The organism is Rothia nasimurium (genome assembly GCF_928381705.1).
Lineage (GTDB): Bacteria > Actinomycetota > Actinomycetes > Actinomycetales > Micrococcaceae > Rothia > Rothia nasimurium_G.
In genome coordinates, this window is the sequence record NZ_CAKMSR010000004.1 from 202,530 (window position 1) to 221,649 (window position 19,120).

Genomic DNA, 19,120 nt, shown 5'->3' on the forward strand with positions numbered 1-19,120 from the left:
GAGCGGGGAGTTTCTGTGTTTCTGGATCTTAGTAAGAGGCTTATTGAACGGGGTTTCACAGGCTCGCGCTCGCTGCAGACCCTCTCACCTGGTTCGCTAGCGCTCACTAGGTGATTCACGCCAGCCGCCGAGCCAGCAGCTTCGCTGCGAGCCTGCTTCACCCCAGACTTTGAATAAGCCTCTCAGCAGTTCTAGCTACGGAGCGCCTCAGTCAGGGCGGCAGCTGCCTCACAGACGACCTCGGCGTGCAGGCGGCCGGGCTGGCGGGTTAGGCGCTCTATGGGGCCTGAGATTGAAACCGCAGCGATGACCTTGCCGGAGGGGGAGCGCACCGGGGCTGAAACGGAGGCGGTTCCGCGTTCGCGTTCGCCGACGGACTGGGCCCAGCCGCGACGGCGGACGGCTGCCAGCATGGTGGCTGAGAATCGGGCGTTGTGCAGGCCCTCGACCAGGCGGGCATGGTCTTCCCAGGCGGTTAGGATCTGGGCTGCAGAACCAGCTTTCATGGAGAGCTGGGTACCCACGGGGATGGTGTCTCGCAGGCCGATAGGACGCTCGGCGGAGGCCACACAGACACGCCAGTCGCCCTGGCGGCGGAAGACCTGGGAGGACTCACCGGTGACGTTGCGCAGGTTGTTGAGCACGGGGCCGGCAGCGGCAATCAGACGGTCTTCGCCGGCGGCGCTGGACAGTTCGCCCAGGCGGGGCCCCAGCATGAACCGACCCTGGACGTCGCGGGCGACCAGTCGGTGGTGGGTTAGGGCGACGGCGAGACGGTGGGCGGTGGGGCGGGCTAGGCCGGTGGCTTCAACGAGCTGGGAGAGGGTGGCGGGGCCTGCTTCGAGACAGTCAAGAATGTGTGCGGCTTTATCGAGGACGCCGACGCCTGAGCTGCGGTTATCGTGCATGGTGACTTTTCTTTCGCCTGTGGTCGTGGGCCGGGCTTCGGCCCAGGTGAGTGGTTGCGGTGGGAGCCTTTCGGGTGTGAAAGATCGAGAGCTAAAGGATTGTGTCCGTATAACCTATCATGACTTCTCATATGGTGATATGCAAGTTCATTTATTGGAAAGATTTTCTTCGGCGGGTCACACTTGTTAAAGCATCACGAGAAAACTTTATGGAGGACTCCATGGCTGGTATTACCGACCATACCCCGCGAACTTTGGCTGAAAAGGTTTGGGACGCGCACACTGTAGTGCCCGGCGAAAACGGCAAGCCCGACCTGCTCTACATCGACCTGCATCTGGTCCACGAAGTGACCTCACCTCAGGCTTTCGAGGGCCTGCGCCTTGAAGGCCGCCCCCTGCGTCGCCTCGACCTCACCATCGCAACCGAGGACCACAACACTCCCACCGAGAACATCTTCTCCACCATCGCTGATCTGACCTCCCGCACCCAGATCGAAACCCTGCGCAAGAATGCCGAGGAGTTTGGCGTGCGTATTCACTCCCTGGGCGATAAAGAGCAGGGCATTGTGCACGTGGTGGGCCCCCAGCTGGGTCTGACCATGCCCGGCATGACCGTGGTCTGCGGTGACTCCCACACCTCAACCCACGGCGCTTTCGGCGCCCTGGCCTTCGGTATTGGTACCTCTGAGGTGGAGCACGTGATGGCTACCCAGACCCTGCCCCTGGCCCCCTTCAAGACCATGGCTATTAACGTTGAGGGCACTCTCAAGCCCGGTGTCACCGCTAAGGACATCATCCTGGCTGTTATCGCCGAAATCGGTACCGGCGGTGGCCAGGGCTACGTGCTGGAATACCGTGGCTCGGCTATCCGTGCCCTCTCCATGGAGGGCCGCATGACCATCTGCAACATGTCCATTGAAGCCGGTGCCCGCGCCGGCATGGTCGCTCCCGACGAGACCACCTTTGAATACGTCAAGGGCCGCCCCCACGCACCGACCGGTGAGAACTGGGACGCAGCCGTCGAATACTGGAAGACTCTGCCCACCGACGAGGGTGCTACCTTCGACCGTGAGGTCTTCATCAATGCCGACGAGCTCGAACCCTTCGTCACCTGGGGTACCAACCCGGGCCAGGGCGTCCCCCTCTCCCAGGCAGTGCCCTTCCCCGAGGACTTCGAGGACGAGAACGAGCAGAAGGCCGCCTCCCGCGCCCTGGAATACATGGACCTGACCGCAGGTACCCCCATGAAGGACATCCCCGTGGACGTAGTCTTCCTGGGCTCATGCACCAACTCCCGCATCGAGGATCTGCGCGCTGCCGCCGAGGTCGTCAAGGGCCAGAAGCTGGCTGAGGGCGTGCGTATGATGGTTGTCCCCGGCTCCCAGAAGGTACGAGCCCAGGCTGAAGAAGAGGGCCTGGACCAGATTTTCAAGGACTTCGGCGCCGACTGGCGTTTTGCCGGCTGCTCCATGTGCCTGGGCATGAACCCCGACCAGTTGGCCCCCGGCGAACGCTGCGCTTCGACCTCCAACCGCAACTTTGAAGGACGCCAGGGTAAGGGCGGACGCACCCACCTGGTTTCCCCTCTGGTCGCCGCCGCTACCGCCATTCGCGGCACTCTCTCATCACCGGCAGACCTGTAGACCCTCTTTGAATAAACCCGGTCAAGCCCGGGTGGAACGGATTTTTCATGGAACCCATTAAGAAGCACACCGGCATTGGCGTGCCCCTGCGTGCCTCCAACGTCGACACCGACCAGATTATCCCCGCCGTCTACCTCAAGCGCGTGACCAAGACCGGCTTCGACGACGCCCTGTTCGCTGGCTGGCGCAAGGATGAAAACTTCATCCTCAACCAGGAGCCCTACAAGCACGGTACAGTGCTGGTCGCTGGCCCCGATTTCGGCACCGGCTCATCTCGCGAGCACGCGGTCTGGGCCCTCAAGGACTACGGTTTCCGCGTGGTTATCTCAGCCCGTTTCGCTGACATCTTCCGCGGTAACTCCGGCAAGCAGGGTCTGGTCGCTGCCCAGGTAGACCAGGACAACATCGAACTGATCTGGAAGCAGCTGGAAACCGAACCCGGTACCGAGGTCACCGTTGACCTGGAAGAAAAGACCGTTACCGTTGGTGCGCTGACCGTACCCTTCCAGATTGATGACTATGTGCGCTGGCGCCTGATGGAAGGCCTGGACGACATTGGCCTGACCCTACAACACGAGGACGCCATTACCGCCTACGAAGCCAAGCGCCCCGCCTGGCTGCCCCGCACCCAGCAGCTGTAAAACCAGCCCACAGCTTAACCATAAGGACGCCGTGCCCCGAGCACCGGCGTCCTTTTGGTGTTCTGCCTGGCCCGTCTAGATAAGTAAAAGCTGTGGTATGGCTAAGAACACCGCCTGTACAACAACCAGTGCACCTAAGTGGGGTAAAGTTGGTAAACGAGAATTGACGCGTAAAGTAACGCGAATCAACACCCTAATAGTTTTGACGATTGGACATACATGGTCAGCGCACTGCGTATTGAAGGTGGCACCCCTCTGAAGGGCGAGGTAAACGTCCGCGGTGCTAAGAACCTGGTCCCCAAGGCCATGGTTGCCGCCCTGCTGGGTTCCACCCCCTCGGTGCTCCGCAACGTTCCCGAAATCAAGGACGTACAGGTCGTTACCGACCTGGTTGAGCTGCACGGCGTATCGGTGGACTACAACGTGCAGGCCGGCGAGCTGCGCATGGACCCTTCGAAGGTCTCTGTAGCCAACCACACCGACATTGAGGTGCACGCAGGCGACTCCCGCATCCCGATTCTGCTCTGTGGCCCCCTACTGCACACCATCGGTGAAGCCTTCATTCCCGACCTGGGTGGCTGCAAGATTGGCGACCGCCCCATCAACTGGCACCTGCGCGTACTCGAAAAGTTTGGTGCCAAGATTGAGAAGCTGCCCACCGGTATCTCTATGAAGGCCCCCGCAGACGGCCTCAAGGGCGCCCAGATTAACCTAGAGTACCCCTCAGTGGGCGCTACTGAGCAGGTTCTGCTGGCGGCCTCCCGTGCCAAGGGCAAGACCGAGCTGACCGGCGCTGCTATCGAACCCGAAATCATGGACCTCATCGCCATCTTGCAGAAGATGGGTGCCATCATCACCGTCGAAACTGATCGCCAGATCATCATCGAGGGCGTCGACGAGCTGACCGGCTTCAACCACGTGGCCATGCCCGACCGTAATGAATCAGCCTCCTGGGCTTCCGCAGCCCTGGCCACCGGTGGCGACATCTTTGTGCGTAACGCCAACCAGAAGGATCTTTCCACCTTCATCAACGTCTACCGTAAGCTGGGCGGTGGCCTGGACATCACCGATGAGGGCATCCGCTTCTTCCACCAGGGCGGCGACCTGAACCCCCTCTTCGTTGAAACCAACGTGCACCCCGGCTTCATGACCGACTGGCAGCAGCCCCTGGTTGTCGCCATGACCCAGGCTAAGGGCGTCTCCGTTGTTCACGAGACCGTCTACGAGAACCGCTTCGGCTTCACCGACGCCCTGGTTCGCATGGGCGCTACCGTGCAGCTGCACAAGGACTGCTTGGGCCCCACCCCCTGCCGCTTCGGCCACCAGAACTTCAAGCACTCAGCCATCATCACCGGCAAGACCCCCCTGCGCGGGGCCGACATCAACGTGCCCGACCTGCGCGGTGGCTTCTCCCACGTGATTGCTGCCCTGACCGCTGAAGGCACCTCAAACGTCACCGGTGTTTCTGTGATCTCCCGCGGCTACGAACACTTCGTTGATAAGCTCACCGCCCTGGGCGCTAACTTCGAGGTCACTGCCTAAGATGAGCAAGAACAGCGCTTCTTTGAATGATATCAAGCCCACCAAGATGGGGGACGCGGTCTACACCGTAGCCGGTACGCTCCTGCGACCCCTCTACAACCTGCCCATGAAGGCGCAGATTGAGGGGCGGGAGAAGCTACCCAAGACCGGCGGGTTTATCGTGGTCTCAAACCACCTGACCGTGGTCGACCCGATTACCGCAGCCTACCCTCTCTTCCTGGAGGGGGTCCTACCTAGGTTCTTGGCCAAAGAAGCGCTATTTCGGGTGCCGGTGCTTGGCTGGCTCATGCGCCAGTGTGCCCACATTCCGGTAGCCCGTGGTTCAGCCCGGGCGGGCCAGTCTCTTGAGGTTGCCCAGAACGTTTTGGACGCCGGGGGAGCGGTCATTATCTTCCCCGAGGGCACCCTGACCAAGGACCCCGAGATGTGGCCCATGACCGGAAAGTCCGGTGCAGCCCGCCTGGCCCTCGCTTCCGGGGCCCCGGTCTACCCGGTGGCTCACTGGGGCGACCAGGACTTCTGGCCTCGCCGCGGGAAACCTCGTTTTGGTTGGCCCCGCAAGAAGGTCAAAATCGTGGTAGGTGATCCGGTTGATTTCAGCGACCTGGTTCAGCGTCGCGAAGCCGGTGCTCGCTATACCCACGACGAGCTGAATGCCGTCACCAACCGTATGCTTGATGACGTTACCAGCCTGCTTGAAGGCCTGCGCGGGGAGAAAGCCCCAGCCGGGCGCTGGAATGCCGTTTTGGACGTCCGCCAGTCACCTGACCAGTAACCGCTAGGGGAGGCACGCACCCATGACTCATGTGAAGCACCAGAAAATCGCTGTTCTTGGAGCAGGTAGCTGGGGCACCGCTTTTGCCAAGGTTCTTGCGGACGCCGCCACCAGCTCAGGCACCGACCGGCAGGTTGTACTGTGGGGTCGTAACCCCACCACGATGGAAGCCATGCAGCAGAGCCGCACCAACGAGGGCTACTTCCCCGGGGTCAAGCTGCCCGATAGCATGGTCATGACGGCCGACGCTGCTGAAGCCCTGACCGGGGCCAGCATCGTGGTGCTGGCTATTCCGGCCCAGGTACTGCGCTCCCAGCTTGAGGTCTTTGCCCCCCTGATGGAAGAAGACGCCCTGCTGGTGTCTCTCGCCAAGGGCCTAGAAATGGGCACAGGCCTGCGCATGAGCGAGGTCATGATTGAGGTGCTCCAGGGGCACCTGATCGCCAGCGGAGCTGCCCCCGAAACGATTGAGGCTGTGCCGGGGCGCGTTACCGTGCTTTCCGGGCCCAACTTGGCCAAGGAGATTATTGCGGAGCAGCCCACCACCAGCGTGGTTGCCGCTCAAAGCGAGCAAACCGCACAGGCGGTTGCCGCTATCTGTGCCGCTGACTATTTCCGCCCCTACACCAACACCGATATTGTGGGCGTAGAAATTGGCGGGCTGGTCAAGAACGTCATTGCTCTCTGCGTGGGTATGTGCGAGGGCAAGCAGTACGGCGATAACTCTAAGGCCTCGGTCATGACCCGTGGTCTTGCTGAGACCACCCGCCTCGCTCTGGCCCTCGGAGGTAAGAGCGAGACCATGAGCGGCCTGGCCGGTATGGGCGACCTCATCGCTACCTGTGCCTCACCGCTTTCCCGCAATCACACTGCCGGTCGTTTGCTGGCCGAAGGCATTGCCCCTGACCAGCTACACACCGTGATGACCCAGACCGCCGAGTCTATTAAATCTGCCCCCGTTGTGGCAGAACTCGCGCGAAAAGTAGGGGTAGAAATGCCCATCACCGAAGCGGTCACCGCCGTGCTCGACCGTAGAATATCAGTTGAAGAATTAGCCCCCGCCCTGCTGGGCCGCTCCCTCAAATCTGAGGAAAGCACCCCGGCAGCCGGCTAGGGCAGACGGGGCTGTGCCCCGCACGAAACCAAAGGACGTTATGACCGAAACCAGCACCAAACCTACCGTCGCCCTGCTGTGCGGTGGGCGCTCGTCCGAGCACTCCATCTCACTGATTACCGCCCGAGGCGTACTCGGGGCTATTGACCACGACAAGTACGACGTGGTTACTATCGGTATCACTAAGGACGGCCGCTGGTACCTGACCGACGAGGCGGCCCTGGTCGAGCTGACCGAGGCTACCGCTCTGGCAGAGTTCCCCGCTGAGGGCAAGCAGGTCTTCCTGCCCCTGGGTGGCGGCGACAACCGCCTGCGCCTGATTGACTCCGCCGATGCCACCAGCGTTGAGATGGGCCCGGCAATTGATGTGGTCTTCCCCCTGCTCCACGGCCCCTTCGGCGAGGACGGCACGGTGCAGGGCCTGCTGGAAATGGCAGATTTGAAGTACGTAGGCTGTGGCGTAGCTTCATCTGCTATCGGCATGGATAAGCACTTTATGAAGGTGGCTTTCGAGGCCGCTGGCCTAGAGGTTGGGCCCTACGAGGTTGTGACCCACCGCCAGTGGGTGCTTGACCAGGCCGGTGCCCGCGAGCGCATTGAGAAACTGGGCTACCCGGTCTTTGTGAAGCCTGCTCGGGCGGGGTCCTCCTTTGGTATTACCAAGGTTGATTCGGCTGACCAGCTTGATGCTGCTATTGCCGAGGCCCAGGCCCACGACCCTAAGCTGGTGATTGAGGCTGGCATTGTGGGCCGGGAGATTGAGTGTGCTGTGCTCGATGGGCACCGTTCTGAGCTGCCCCGGGCCTCTTACCCCGGTGAAATTGTTGTGGTGGATGAGCAGCACGGTTTCTATGATTTTGAGGCTAAGTACGTTTCGAAGACTTCGGCTGAGACCCGCTGCCCGGCTGACCTGCCCGCTGAGGTTTCTGAGCGGATGCGCCAGCTGGCTATTGAGGCCTTCCTTGCCGTTGACGGTGAAGGCCTGTGCCGCGCTGACTTCTTCTACACCGAGGACGGCCGCCTGGTGATTAACGAGGTGAACACCATGCCCGGCTTTACCCCGATTTCTATGTATAAGACCATGTGGGAGAACACCGGCCTGGCCTATGGCGATTTGATCGACGAGCTGATTTCCCTGGCCCTGGAGCGCCCCCTGGGCCTGCGCTAGGAGCCTTCGACGGCACCGGGGTAAGCCCCCTGCCTCTAGATGCCAACGAAACCCCCGCTACCTGAGACGGTAACGGGGGTTTTCGCTTACACGGTTTCTCGTTTAGCTGCCGGTGCCGCTGTCGACACCGGTGAGGGTGTCATCGACACTGGTGCACTGCATCTGCTGGGGTATCTGGGCAACGGCCGATGATACTTCTGCAAGGACGGTGGAGGACGAGACCCGGTCAGCGTCGAAGGTTACTTGCACGGCAGGATCACGGCCGAAGGTTTCGGCAACCCAGGTGCCGGTGGCAGTTTGCTCGGCGGCAGTAGCGAGTTCTTCGTCGGCGGGCTTAACGATCCAGTCAACGCCGTTGACCGAGACACAGGTATCTGAGACGGGGGCTGTGCCGAGCTCGACCCCGCACTTGAGGATGACGGCGCTGGGGTCACCCCAGGCGGTGGTGGCCTGGGCGGTGGTTTCGCGCTGGGCCAGGCCGCTCACGGTATCGGGCATAGCAACCAGGGCGTAGGCGCAGGTGGGGTTGGCGGCGTCTGGGGCCGGTTCGAGGTTGACGGCACCTGCCCCGCAGCCGGTCAGGCCTAGAGCGGTCAGGACGAGGACGAGGGGTTTGCGCGGTGTTCTCACCTGGCTATTGTATAACTTTCGCCGTGGCAGCAGGTCAGCACGCTGCCTGCTAGCCGGGGGAGAGCAGATTCGGTAGGGTGGGTAGGGTAACTGCCCAAAGTAGACCGATGTAACAGCGATGAAAGGAGCGGCTGTGGAGCGAAAGACGTGTGTGACCGGGGCTGCTCTTGCTGCGACTCTGGGCCCCTTAGCTTTGGTGGCGGGGCAGGTTCTCACCAGCCCCCAGGCCGCTTTTGCTGTTGAACCGTCTGCTAGCTCTACAGCCAATGTGACGACTCCTTCAACCGCAGCCCCGAGCACCGAGAGCACGGCGAACCCTAGCCCGGTACAAACACCGGATGAAACTGCTTCTTCTGAAGCTACCAGCCCTGGCTCTCCTCAACCTAGCTCCACCCCAGAGCCTAGCTCATCTGAGCCAGCTCTACCGGAACCGGAACCCACCAGCGACCCGGTACCATCGGCAGATCCAGAGCCTGCCCCCAGCGAGTCTGAAATTCAAGTACCAGACGTACCGGGTGATAGACCCGGCCCCGATGTAACCGGTGGAGCAGCAGGCTTACCTGAGATACCCGCCGAGAGCCCCTCAGCCCCGCCTGCCGTTGATCCGTCCCCTCAGGCAACCGCTGATTCCTCAGTGCCGAGGGGCACCTCCCCTTCATCTCCTGCAACCGGGGGAGAAGACCAGACTGCCAACAGTGGAACACAAGTGCCGGCTCAAGAAGTCCCTGTACCCTCTACCCTCGCTAGCAGTGTGGCTGGAGCCCAGGCTTCGAGCCGACTGGACTCAGGCGACAGCCAGCTAGAACTCTTTCCCGTGGATGGAACGGTGCTGGGTATTTTCTCTAGCCAGCAAACCCCCGGGTATGCGGGAGGTCCCGAATGGATGGAGGGGTTCTTAAACGTATCGGGAGCCCAGAGCGAAGCATCTTCATCGGCTGATCCCAACCAGGCAGCGGGGGTGGCCGGGGCAGAGACCCAGGGGCATCAGTCGGGAGCTGTTGCCGGTAGTAGCGTCTTCCAGCGAGGTGGCACCATCATGAACGGTGCGCGCCCCCTCATTATTTTTACGGGTCTTGCTACGGCGGGCCTGGCCCTGGTGGTCTTTAACTTTGTGTGGCGTAACCGTGCGCCCAGGAACTAGGAGCCCTATGCAGACCGTTGCCCAGGTGAGTGAGGGCCAGCTTCTTGCCCTGTTTATGCCCGTGCTGGCCGAGCACAATGAGCGGGCGGCGGACGTCCGTGCCGAGCTGGGTGCCCCCGGCGCCCTGGTCCTGGGGCCGGGGGACGATTCTGCTGCCCTCGATCTGCGGGGCGGGCTGACCGTCATGAGCACCGACACCCAAACCGAAAACCAGGACTTCCGCCGTAGCTGGCCCTCGGGCTATACAACCGGCGGGTATGAGGTGGGCTGGAAGGCCGCCACCCAGAACCTGGCCGATATCGCAGCTATGGGGGCTACCCCTGTCACCCTGCTGGTGTCCCTTACCCTGACCCCCGATACCCCCGTGAGCTGGGTGCAGGATTTTGCCCGGGGTCTCACTGAATCCTGTACTGCCCAGGGGGCTACCACCTGCACGATTGCCGGGGGCGATATGGGCTCAGGCAGCGAAATCTCGGTAACTGTTACCGCCGTGGGCCTGACCGACCGGCCTATCACCCGAAGCGGAGCCCGCCCTGGGGACGCCGTAGTCTTTGCCGGTGCTCTGGGCACCGCAGCTGCCGGCCTAGCCCTGCTCGACTCAGCCCCCTTCACCGCCACCGAAGAGCTGACTGCCTGCGTCCGCGCCCAGCAGCGCCCCCGCTCGCCCCTTCACCTGGGGCCGGAGGGCGCCCCCCACCTGACCTCCCTCATGGATGTCTCCGACGGGCTGGTGCGTGACGGCGGCCGTATTGCAGCGGCCTCCGGTGTGGCTCTTGACCTCGACTCGACGGCCCTGGCCCCCTGGGTCAGCAGGGTAGGCCCTGCAGCCCTGCTCACCGCGGGCACCCCAGAACAGGCTGACGCCCAAGCCCTACGCTGGGTGCTAACCGGCGGGGAAGACCACGGCCTACTAGGCACCTGCCCACCCGCACAGATACCGCCCGGATTTACTAGAATTGGTACGGTACAGGCAGGTGACGGAATCACCGTCGACGGCCGCACCTACACCGCGAAAGGATGGGATCACTTTGAGGCAGGTTCCCGCTGACTGGTGGCTGAACTGGCTACTGCGCGCTCGCACCCAGCTGGTGGAGCACCGATCCCTTCTCAACCGCATTAACGTCTTCCCCGTGGCCGATGCCGACACCGGGGCCAACATGGTCGCCACCCTCGGCCGGGCCGCCGACACCGCAGGCATGGCGGACGAGCCCACCCTCGCCCTTGCCGCGCGTGCAGCCCTGCGCGGGGCCAGAGGTAACTCTGGAACCCTGCTCGCTGTGTGGCTGCTGGGACTGGCAGAAGAGCTGGGGGAGGCCGGGCAACTGCCGCCCTCCACCGTCCACCCCCTGACCCCACAGGCGCTCGCCGCCGCCTGGGAACGCGGAGCCCAGCAGGCGTCCGCTGCCCTCAGCCAGCCAGCAGATGGCACCATGCTGACCCTCATGCAGGCTCTTGCCACCTGCCCGCTGCCAGATCCTACCGATGAAGAGGACCCCTGGCAGGACTACCTCACAACCCTGCTGGCCGCTTCAGAGACTGCCCTGCGAGCTACCGCCGAAGCAGACCACGCCCGTAACGGCTGGGTTGATTCCGGAGCCCTGGGCCTGCACCTGGTCTTAGTGGCCCTGGCAACAGAGCTGCTGGGAGCCGCCCCGCAGGCCACCTACCGCGACCTGCTCCAGGTGGGGGCGGCGTCCTTACCGCCCCAAAGCACACGGCAGCGCTCGGCGGCAGAAGCCCGCGTTGAGGTTATGTGCGAGATTTATCTGCCGGTGCTCGAAGTAACCCAGCTGCGCAGCGCCCTAGAGACGGTCGGGGACTCGGTCTCCATCGCCCAGGTCGAAGCCGGGAACGAGGCCCTGTGGGCTATCCACGTGCACGTCCCCGAGGCCGAGGACGCCATGGCCCTCCTCCGTGCTACGGGCAATCCCCTCAACGTGCGAACCACCTCCCTGGATGACCCCGCCCATCAGGACACCCACCGGGAGCCCACCCCCTAATGGCAGCCCGTAAACGAAAGACCCCGGAACTAAGCGAGCAGGCAAAGGACGCCCTGGCCCGGTACGCCGCAGAAGACCGCCTGGATAACGCCTCCCTGGCCGACTACCTGGGGGCGACCCTGGCCAAGTCCTTTAAGACCCACCTGGGGCTAGAAACCGTGGGGCAGGCCCTGGACTACTACCCCCGCAAGTACCTGCCACGCGGGGAACTCACCCCCTTCTCATCCCTGGTAGAAGGCACCGAAGCTACCATCGTCGCCAGGGTGGTGCGGGTGACCACCCGCCAGATGGCATCGCGTCGCGGGTCCATCACAGAAATCACCATCACCGACCAGCTAGACCAGGCTGGTCAGCCCGAGCCCGCCTGGCAACCCCCTAACCCCAACGCCTACCGGGGAGCCGCCCCACCGGCGTCCTACACCCGGGGCTACACCAACCCCCGTCTGCACGGTAGCGCAGGGGGCTCCACCGACACCCAGCTACCGGGCACCCAGCCCAGCTACCAGCTGGGAGACATCTTTGGCGGCTACGCCCCCGAACCCTACTCGCTGACAGCCAGCGGCACCATGACCCTGAGCTTCTTCAACGCCTGGACAGCCGCCCGCGACATCCACGAGGGCGACCAGGTCATGTTCTCGGGCAAGGTGGGCTCCTACCGGGGCGAAATCACCCTGACCAACCCCCACTACGCCGTCATCGCCGGAAAAGAACTGGCCGCCGCCCCCGGCGCCAGCGCCGAAGCGATTGAACGGGCCGCCGCGCGGGCGTCCGCCCCCATACCGGTCTATAAGGCCAGCCCCAAGTTCCCCACCGATAAGGTGGCCGCAGCCATCGAGACCCTGATTGAGCACATCAACCTCAAGGAGCTCGAAGACCCCGTCCCCTTTACCGTGCGCAAGAGCCGCAAGATCCCATCCCTGGAATGGACCTACCGGGCCGTGCACACCCCCGATACCGAAGAAACCTGGCGGGCAGCCCACCACTCCCTGCGCTACCGCGAGGCCTTCGTGCTACAGGCCGCTCTTGCCCGTATTCGTGCAGCCCGAGCCGCCCACCAGACCGTTGCCCGCCCCTATGTAGAGGGCGGTTTCGCGGACGCCCTACTAGAAGCCCTGCCCTATCAGCTGACCGAGGGCCAGCAGGCCGTTGGCGAAGAAATCCGCTCTGACCTGGCCAGCTCTTCCCCTATGAACCGCCTGCTCCAGGGGGACGTGGGCTCGGGTAAAACCGTGGTGGCCCTGCGCGCCATGCTGCAGGTGGCAGATAACGGTGCCCAGTCGGCTATGCTGGCCCCCACCGAGGTGCTGGCCGAACAGCACTACCGGTCGGTCTGCGAGATTCTGGGTGACATGCTGGCCCCGCAGGACAGCTCCGGGAGCGCCGGGGCGGGCGTCCGCGTCGTTCTGCTGACCGCCTCACTCAAAACCAAGGCCAAACGGGAAGCCTTGCTAGCTATCGCCTCGGGTGAGGCAGACATCGTCATCGGTACCCACGCCCTGCTCGGGGACTCGGTGACCTTCGCCGACCTTGGTCTGGTTGTGGTCGATGAGCAGCACCGCTTCGGCGTAGAGCAACGCGATGCCCTGCGCGGGCCCGGCGGGGAGCTGCCCCACCGCCTGGTCATGACTGCCACCCCCATACCCCGCACGGTGGCCATGACCGTCTTTGGCGACCTCGATACCTCCGTGCTAGACCAGCTGCCTGCTGGACGCCAGAAAATTACCACCCACGTGGTCCCCCTAGCCGAACACCCCCGCTGGGCAGACCGCATCTGGGCCCGGGCCCGCGAAGAAATCGATGCGGGCCACCAGGTCTATGTAGTGGTTCCTAAAATCGGTGGGGCAGATGGAAAGTCCGACGCTGAGGCTGGCCAGACCCTCTTTGGAGTGGGCGGACTGACAGGCCAGAACCTGGGATCCCAGGCTGCGGCGGGGGAGAGCGCTCGCGGTTCGCTGGCCTCGGTGGAGAGCACCCTGGAGGAACTGGAGGACGTCCCCGCCCTGGCCGGGGTTCGTATTGAGGGCCTGCACGGGCGCATGGATACCGCCGAGAAGAACCGGGTCATGACCGAGTTCTCAGCCGGTCGTATTGACCTGCTGGTTTCGACCACCGTGATTGAGGTGGGCGTGAACGTGCCCAACGCGACCCTCATGATTATCATGGACGCCGACCGCTTCGGTATTTCTGGCCTCCACCAGCTGCGCGGACGCATTGGCCGCGGCTCCCTGCCCGGCACCTGCCTGCTGGTCACCAAGCAGCCGGCGGACGGCGTCAGCCGGGAGCGCCTGGCAGCGGTAGCGGCCACCACCGACGGCTTCGAGCTTTCGCGGGTTGACCTGGAGCAGCGGCGCGAAGGCGATATTCTCGGCGCTGCCCAGTCGGGGAAGAAGTCCACCCTCAAACTGTTGCGGGCCCTGACCGATGCCAAGCTCATTGAGCGGGCCCGGCAGGACGCCTTTGGAATTATTGAGGCTGACCCCACCCTGGCCAAACACCCCGACCTGGCCCGCACCATCGACCGGGCCCTCGACGCCGACCGCGAGGCCTTCCTGGGGCGTGGGTAGGCTCGGCCAAAGACGAAGGCCCCGCATTTATTCTGGTTTATCCGCAACTAGTTGCGGGTAAAACAGAATAAGTGCGGTCAACTCAAGTGCCCGGCGGGCCCTCCGTCACCGGTCACCCATATCTAACCTTCTCTTTGTTCTCACCAGCCCTACCGGTACCCTTATAACAGTCCCACCCTCTACCACTATGAGCGGAGCGCAGCCGAATGAGCCGCATCATTGCAGGAGCCGCAGGCGGCCTGCGCCTAGCCAACGTCCCCGGCGATAACACCCGCCCCACCACCGACCGGGTCAAAGAAGCCCTCTTTTCCCGCCTGGATACCTACAACATGCTGGACGGCGTGCGCGCCCTCGACCTCTTCGGCGGCTCGGGCGCCCTGGGCTGCGAAGCCCTCTCACGCGGGGCTGCCCACGTGGACTTCGTGGACCACTACCCTAAGGCCGTTACCGTCATCGAAAAAAACATTGCCGCCGTGGGCAAGACCGCTAGCGGTACTGCTCGCGTGCATAAGATGACGGCCCGCACCTACCTTTCGGCGGGGGCGTCCGCCTGGGACCTGGTCTTTATTGACCCGCCCTACGCCGTGACCAACAGCGAGCTCGAAGATCTGCTGGCCCTGCTGGCGCCCCGCCTGACCGAGGGAGCGGTGGTGGTGGTTGAACGGGCCTCCCGCACCGACGAGCCCGCCTGGCCCGAAGGCCTCGAAAAGTTTGCCGAGAAAAAATACGGTGAGACCGTGCTCTACTATGTGGAGCCCGCCGTCTAGTTTAGGGTAGAACTATGAGTGAGAACACAAACAACCCCGGGTATCAGCCCCAGCCGACCCCAGAAACGAACCAGGGAGCGTCCGCGCCCCTGCTGACCGAAAACACCCTGGTGGTGCAGCAAACCCGCAGCTTCATGAGCAATGACTTTGAGATGCAGAGCCAGGACGGGCGCGTGCTCGGCCGGGTGCTCACCACCGGCTCAACCGCAGGCCGCCTGCTCAAGGGCAACCGCACCTTTGACCTGGTCGACGGTAACGGGAACCTTCTTCTCAAGATCGTCGACCCCTTTGATTTTGGCCTGGACCGCTACGAACTGCTGAACCCCGATGGTTCCCTCTTCGCCCATGTGCAAAAGCAGTTCTCTTTCATGCGCAAGCGCCTCACCATCGAGCTGCCGGGCCTCACCCTGGAGCTCGAAGGTAGCCTCTTTGAGTACGACTTCAACATTACGGTTAACGGCCATGTAGCTGCCCGCGTTGCCCGCGAGTGGGGCGGCCTGGTGGCGGGGCTGCGCGGTAAGAGCCGCTACGGGGTGAACTTCGACCCCGGCGCCCCCGAAGCCGTGCGCCTGGCCATGCTGGGGGGCCTGGTTGCCCTTGACCTCATCCGGGCAAAGGACGCCCGCAACTAGGGCTTAGCCGCTATAGGCACGCAGACGGGTGGCGGCGTCCTGTAGTACCTCCGGGCGTTTGCAGAAGGCAAACCGCACATAGGTCTGTACCCGCTGCCGGTAGGCCTCGGTCGTAAAGGCTGTCAGTGGAATCAGTGCGACCCCGGCCTGCTCGGGAAGCAGGTGGCAGAGCTCTTCTGCTGAGGTCAGGCCCCGTTCAGCCAGGACCCTCGACACATCGGCTACCGCGAAGAAGGTACCTGCCGGGGGAGTTACCTCCCACGATGAGCCCGCTAGGTTCTCCACCAAAATACGCCGCTGCTGGGCGTAGCGGGTCTGCACACCGGTATAGAAGTCATCGCCCAGACCCACGCCAACAGCCGCAGCTGCTTGCAGGGGAGCGGCCGCCGAGTGCGTGAAATAGCCCTTCACCAGGCGAATGGGGAGTATAAGGTTTTCTGGGCCGGTCATCCACCCCACCCGCCAGCCGGTGGCCGAGTGGGTCTTAGAAATCGCTGAAACCGCCACCGTACGCTCTGCTGCTCCCGGCAGGGTCTGAATGGGCTGGTAGGGGCCGGTAAAGACCAGGTGCTCGTAGACCTGGTCAGCCAGAATCACAGCGTCGAACCTGGTTGCCAGCTCCACAATCTTAGTCTTCGCCTCAGTTGAAAAGACCATACCTGTGGGGTTGTGCGGGTCGTTGACTACCACCAGGGCTGTGCGGTCAGAAAAAGCTGCTTCAAGGGCGTCCAGGTCTGGCTCAAAGGTGGGTGGCACGAGCGGAACGGTGCGGACGCGCGCCCCGGCTAGGGCGGCAGCGGCAGGGTAGAGGTCGTAGTAGGGTTCGAAGAGAACAACCTCGTCACCCGGTTCTACTAGGGCCGCAATGGTAGCTGCCAGGGCTTCAGAAGCACCGGCGGTTACCGTGACCTGAGTATCGGGGTTGAGGGTGAGCCCGTAGAAACGCTGCTGGTGCTCGGCAATGGCCTGCCGCAGGGCGGGGTTGCCCGCAATGGTAGCGTACTGGTTGACCCCGCCCACTAGCGCCTGCGCTGCGGCATCAAGCATCTCTGCAGGGCCGTCCGTATCTGGAAAACCCTGCCCCAGGTTCAGGGCATCGTATCGGTGGGCAAGGGCCGACATCTCTTCGAAGATGGTAGAGCGCCAGTGGCCGTCCGCCCCCATCAGCCCGGCCGCTAGCCCAACCCGTTCAAAGGCTCGTTGCTTCTTCTCAGTGGCCATTCGGTGCCCACCCCGCTCTCGTCTAGCCCACCATCACAAGTGCAGGGCGGGCGTCCGTATCTTTGTCTGAACCCAAGATTACCGGCCTAGCCCTGTTGCCCAAGAGAGCATGACTTAGTGTGTCATACCTAACCAACCTGCTGTAGCCTAGAGACATGCAATTGGTTGTCTGTCCCGGTTCCTTTGACCCCATCCACAACGGTCACGTCGAAATCATCACCCGCGCCGCCAAAATCTACGGTAACGTCATCGTCGCGGTCTCCCACAATTCTAAGAAAAAGTATCGTTTTAGCCTCGAAGAGCGCGTTGCCATGGTTGAAGAAACCTTTGCCCTCTTCGACGGGGTGAGTGCCAAGGTGCTCCCCGAGGGGCAGTTGCTGGCTAACTTTGTGCGCGAGCAGGGCTCTGTGCTCATTGTGAAGGGGCTTCGCAATACCGCTGACTACGAATACGAAGCCCCCATGGCTTCCATGAACCGGCATATCGCCGGAGTTGAGACCAGCTTTATTGCCGGTGATCCCAAGTACAACCATATTTCCTCCACCATCGTCAAAGAGGTGGCAGGCTATGGAGGGGACGTCCGTGCTTTCGTGCCGCGGGCGGTGCAGCGAGCCCTCTACCCCGAGCATTAATGTGGTCAGCCAAACAAGAGGTTAAACCTAGAGCGCTTGATTCGGCCGGTCTTAAGCCCCTAAAATAGGTACTTGGTTTAAAACATTCGATAGGGAGTTCGTCATTTCACGAAAAGATTCATCGCCCCTTAAGATCTCGGTTCGAGATCTAGCTCATCGCCCGGGCGCAATGGAGACCCTTGATGAAGTTCTGCCAGCGCCAAGCGACTTTGGCAACGCTCTGATTGAGGCGGAAGAAGGCAGCGACATTGACCTCAATGTTCGCCTGGAATCCGTTTCAGATGGTATCTTGGTAACTGGTACTGCAACTGTCACCGTTTCCGGTGAATGCAGCCTCTGCCTAGACCCGGTTGACTTTGATGTTACAGCCGATGTTCAAGAGCTTTTTGTTTTCGAGAAGGCCCCCGAAGGCGGCCCCGAAGATGAAGTAGATGAGCAGTACGCCGTAGAGAACGATGAAATTGATCTCGAACCGGCGCTGCGGGACGCAGTGATTCTTCAACTGCCGTTCCAACCTGTTTGCAGTGACTCCTGCCAGGGCCTGTGCTCCGAATGCGGCGCACGCCTAGAGGACGACCCTGAGCACCATCATGAGGTCATCGACCCCCGGTGGAACGCGCTATCAGCGCTGCTCGATGCGAACGACAAATAAAACTTATAAAGCAACAAGAGAAAAGAGATAGCTGTGGCTGTTCCCAAGCGGAAAATGTCCCGTGCTAACACCCGCGCCCGCCGTTCCCAGTGGAAGGCTTCCGTTCCTCAGCTGGTCAAGACCGTAGAAAACGGTCGCGTCACCTACTCCCTGCCCCACCAGGCAAAGCTCGTGACTGACTCAGCTGGCAACGAACTCTTCTACGAGTACAAGGGCCGCAAGGTAGCTGACGCCTAATTCGCGCCTTATGACTAACTCTGCATCACAAGAGTTTCTGAAACGTCTCGGTATCGACCTCGATGCCGAGACGTTTCAGCTTGCAATGACTCACCGCTCCTACTCCTTTGAAAACGGCGGCATACCCCACAACGAGCGCCTAGAATTCCTGGGCGACTCCGTGCTGTCCCTGGCCGTCGCCTCAGAGCTCTACAAGAAGTTCCCTGACCTGCCCGAGGGCGAGCTGGTCAAGCGCCACCACGTGATTGTTTCTACCCGAACCCTGGCCAACCTGGCCCGTAGCCTCAAGCTGGGGCCCTGCGTCCGCCTGGGTAAGGGGGAGAAGAAAACCGGTGGTGCCGATAAGGACTCCATCCTGGCTGACACCATGGAAGCCGTATTCGGTGCCGTGTATATGAAGCACGGCCCTGAGGCCGCCCACCAGCTGGTGCTGGCCCACACCTCCCACCTGCTGGATGACAACAAGACCCTGAACATCGGGCGCGACTGGAAGACCGAAATCCAGGAATACGCTGCCGCCCAGGGCACCGGCGAGCCCGTCTACGAGGTTGAGGGCACCGGCCCCGACCACGCCCGCCGCTACACCGCCAAGGTCCTCCTGGCCGGGAAGGTCATGGGGCAGGGTAAGGGCACCAGCAAGAAGGAAGCCGAGCGTATGGCTGCCGAACAGGCCTACTACAGGGTCTACGGCTAGGGCAGGCAAGACTTTACCTACACAAAGAGGGGCGGCTCTAGCGCCACTAAACGCAAGCCGTTAGGGGCCACATCTGTTATTCGTGCCCATGAGGTACTAGCGGGCATTCTTGAGAATGCTGTTACTGACCGGCTTATTTTGGTGAACCCTGCTAGGGGT

Annotated in this window: 19 protein-coding genes; 16 read left to right on the plus strand and 3 right to left on the minus strand. The window is 62.4% G+C overall.

Annotated features, from left to right (window positions below; translation table 11 throughout):
* Positions 1-191: 191 nt before the first annotated feature.
* A complete protein-coding gene (locus tag L6762_RS05280) occupies positions 192-908 on the minus strand; it encodes an IclR family transcriptional regulator (RefSeq protein WP_237185919.1) in 717 nt (238 codons plus the stop codon).
* Positions 909-1,129: 221 nt separating this feature from the next.
* Here L6762_RS05280 and leuC point away from each other — a divergent pair, with 221 nt between their 5' ends.
* The 6 genes from leuC to L6762_RS05310 all read left to right on the plus strand — a co-directional run bounded on the left by leuC (position 1,130) and on the right by L6762_RS05310 (position 7,791).
* Positions 1,130-2,551, plus strand: coding sequence for a 3-isopropylmalate dehydratase large subunit (gene leuC / locus L6762_RS05285; RefSeq protein WP_237185920.1), 1,422 nt, complete (start codon positions 1,130-1,132; stop codon positions 2,549-2,551).
* Positions 2,552-2,598: 47 nt separating this feature from the next.
* A complete protein-coding gene (gene leuD, locus L6762_RS05290) occupies positions 2,599-3,192 on the plus strand; it encodes a 3-isopropylmalate dehydratase small subunit (protein WP_237185921.1) in 594 nt (197 codons plus the stop codon).
* Positions 3,193-3,411: 219 nt separating this feature from the next.
* Positions 3,412-4,734, plus strand: a complete 1,323-nt coding sequence (murA, locus tag L6762_RS05295) for a UDP-N-acetylglucosamine 1-carboxyvinyltransferase (RefSeq protein WP_237185922.1) — start codon at positions 3,412-3,414, stop codon at positions 4,732-4,734.
* Between the two features lies 1 nt (position 4,735).
* Positions 4,736-5,509, plus strand: a complete 774-nt coding sequence (locus tag L6762_RS05300) for a lysophospholipid acyltransferase family protein (protein ID WP_237185923.1) — start codon at positions 4,736-4,738, stop codon at positions 5,507-5,509.
* Between the two features lie 22 nt (positions 5,510-5,531).
* A complete protein-coding gene (locus tag L6762_RS05305; RefSeq protein WP_237185924.1) occupies positions 5,532-6,623 on the plus strand; it encodes an NAD(P)H-dependent glycerol-3-phosphate dehydrogenase in 1,092 nt (363 codons plus the stop codon).
* Positions 6,624-6,636: 13 nt separating this feature from the next.
* Positions 6,637-7,791: a D-alanine--D-alanine ligase family protein gene (locus L6762_RS05310; protein WP_423817083.1), complete on the plus strand. Its 1,155-nt coding sequence runs from the start codon at positions 6,637-6,639 to the stop codon at positions 7,789-7,791.
* A 102-nt stretch (positions 7,792-7,893) separates the two neighbouring features.
* Here L6762_RS05310 and L6762_RS05315 read toward each other — a convergent pair whose 3' ends face one another.
* A complete protein-coding gene (locus L6762_RS05315) occupies positions 7,894-8,421 on the minus strand; it encodes a DUF3515 family protein (protein ID WP_237185926.1) in 528 nt (175 codons plus the stop codon).
* Between the two features lie 751 nt (positions 8,422-9,172).
* Between L6762_RS05315 and L6762_RS05320 the strand changes: the two genes are divergently transcribed.
* From L6762_RS05320 to L6762_RS05345, 6 genes are all read left to right on the plus strand, one after another.
* On the plus strand, positions 9,173-9,562 hold the full coding sequence (locus tag L6762_RS05320) for a hypothetical protein (protein ID WP_237185927.1): 390 nt from the start codon (positions 9,173-9,175) through the stop codon (positions 9,560-9,562).
* Positions 9,563-9,569: 7 nt separating this feature from the next.
* Complete coding sequence (thiL, locus tag L6762_RS05325) at positions 9,570-10,610, plus strand: thiamine-phosphate kinase (RefSeq protein WP_237185928.1); 1,041 nt, start codon at positions 9,570-9,572, stop codon at positions 10,608-10,610.
* A complete protein-coding gene (locus tag L6762_RS05330) occupies positions 10,591-11,562 on the plus strand; it encodes a DAK2 domain-containing protein (protein WP_237185929.1) in 972 nt (323 codons plus the stop codon). Before thiL ends, L6762_RS05330 begins: the two co-directional genes overlap by 20 nt.
* Complete coding sequence (locus tag L6762_RS05335) at positions 11,562-14,126, plus strand: ATP-dependent DNA helicase RecG (protein ID WP_237185930.1); 2,565 nt, start codon at positions 11,562-11,564, stop codon at positions 14,124-14,126. The genes L6762_RS05330 and L6762_RS05335 overlap by 1 nt, the downstream gene beginning before the upstream one ends.
* Before the next feature lie 206 nt (positions 14,127-14,332).
* Positions 14,333-14,893 carry a 16S rRNA (guanine(966)-N(2))-methyltransferase RsmD gene (gene rsmD, locus L6762_RS05340; protein WP_237185931.1) on the plus strand — a complete coding sequence of 187 codons (561 nt, stop codon included), beginning with the start codon at positions 14,333-14,335 and terminating at the stop codon, positions 14,891-14,893.
* Positions 14,894-14,907: 14 nt separating this feature from the next.
* Positions 14,908-15,525: an LURP-one-related/scramblase family protein gene (locus tag L6762_RS05345; protein WP_237185932.1), complete on the plus strand. Its 618-nt coding sequence runs from the start codon at positions 14,908-14,910 to the stop codon at positions 15,523-15,525.
* A 3-nt stretch (positions 15,526-15,528) separates the two neighbouring features.
* On the opposite strand, the gene L6762_RS05350 is transcribed toward L6762_RS05345, so the two are convergent.
* Positions 15,529-16,746 carry an aminotransferase class I/II-fold pyridoxal phosphate-dependent enzyme gene (locus tag L6762_RS05350; RefSeq protein ID WP_237185933.1) on the minus strand — a complete coding sequence of 406 codons (1,218 nt, stop codon included), beginning with the start codon at positions 16,744-16,746 and terminating at the stop codon, positions 15,529-15,531.
* A gap of 155 nt (positions 16,747-16,901) precedes the next feature.
* On the opposite strand from L6762_RS05350, the gene coaD reads away from it, so the two are divergent.
* The 4 genes from coaD (at position 16,902) to rnc (ending at position 18,961) form a co-directional block, all read left to right on the plus strand.
* The gene (gene coaD / locus L6762_RS05355) at positions 16,902-17,378 is read left to right on the plus strand and encodes a pantetheine-phosphate adenylyltransferase (RefSeq protein ID WP_237185934.1); all 477 of its coding nucleotides are present in this window, start codon (positions 16,902-16,904) and stop codon (positions 17,376-17,378) included.
* Between the two features lie 169 nt (positions 17,379-17,547).
* Positions 17,548-18,030 (plus strand): YceD family protein, encoded by a 483-nt coding sequence (locus L6762_RS05360; RefSeq protein WP_185174525.1) that lies wholly within the window; start codon positions 17,548-17,550, stop codon positions 18,028-18,030.
* A 33-nt stretch (positions 18,031-18,063) separates the two neighbouring features.
* A complete protein-coding gene (rpmF, locus tag L6762_RS05365; RefSeq protein WP_135011069.1) occupies positions 18,064-18,267 on the plus strand; it encodes a 50S ribosomal protein L32 in 204 nt (67 codons plus the stop codon).
* Positions 18,268-18,277: 10 nt separating this feature from the next.
* The gene (gene rnc / locus L6762_RS05370; RefSeq protein ID WP_237185935.1) at positions 18,278-18,961 is read left to right on the plus strand and encodes a ribonuclease III; all 684 of its coding nucleotides are present in this window, start codon (positions 18,278-18,280) and stop codon (positions 18,959-18,961) included.
* Positions 18,962-19,120 lie beyond the last annotated feature (159 nt).

What these genes read in the sequence shown, in the direction of transcription:
- L6762_RS05280 (WP_237185919.1), bottom strand. Translation starts at nt 908, where the DNA reads ATGCACGATAACCGCAGCTCAGGCGTCGGCGTCCTCGATAAAGCCGCA.
- leuC (WP_237185920.1), top strand. Translation starts at nt 1,130, where the DNA reads ATGGCTGGTATTACCGACCATACCCCGCGAACTTTGGCTGAAAAGGTT.
- leuD (WP_237185921.1), top strand. Translation starts at nt 2,599, where the DNA reads ATGGAACCCATTAAGAAGCACACCGGCATTGGCGTGCCCCTGCGTGCC.
- murA (WP_237185922.1), top strand. Translation starts at nt 3,412, where the DNA reads ATGGTCAGCGCACTGCGTATTGAAGGTGGCACCCCTCTGAAGGGCGAG.
- L6762_RS05300 (WP_237185923.1), top strand. Translation starts at nt 4,736, where the DNA reads ATGAGCAAGAACAGCGCTTCTTTGAATGATATCAAGCCCACCAAGATG.
- L6762_RS05305 (WP_237185924.1), top strand. Translation starts at nt 5,532, where the DNA reads ATGACTCATGTGAAGCACCAGAAAATCGCTGTTCTTGGAGCAGGTAGC.
- thiL (WP_237185928.1), top strand. Translation starts at nt 9,570, where the DNA reads ATGCAGACCGTTGCCCAGGTGAGTGAGGGCCAGCTTCTTGCCCTGTTT.
- L6762_RS05335 (WP_237185930.1), top strand. Translation starts at nt 11,562, where the DNA reads ATGGCAGCCCGTAAACGAAAGACCCCGGAACTAAGCGAGCAGGCAAAG.
- rsmD (WP_237185931.1), top strand. Translation starts at nt 14,333, where the DNA reads ATGAGCCGCATCATTGCAGGAGCCGCAGGCGGCCTGCGCCTAGCCAAC.
- L6762_RS05345 (WP_237185932.1), top strand. Translation starts at nt 14,908, where the DNA reads ATGAGTGAGAACACAAACAACCCCGGGTATCAGCCCCAGCCGACCCCA.
- L6762_RS05350 (WP_237185933.1), bottom strand. Translation starts at nt 16,746, where the DNA reads ATGGCCACTGAGAAGAAGCAACGAGCCTTTGAACGGGTTGGGCTAGCG.
- coaD (WP_237185934.1), top strand. Translation starts at nt 16,902, where the DNA reads ATGCAATTGGTTGTCTGTCCCGGTTCCTTTGACCCCATCCACAACGGT.
- L6762_RS05360 (WP_185174525.1), top strand. Translation starts at nt 17,548, where the DNA reads ATGGAGACCCTTGATGAAGTTCTGCCAGCGCCAAGCGACTTTGGCAAC.
- rnc (WP_237185935.1), top strand. Translation starts at nt 18,278, where the DNA reads ATGACTAACTCTGCATCACAAGAGTTTCTGAAACGTCTCGGTATCGAC.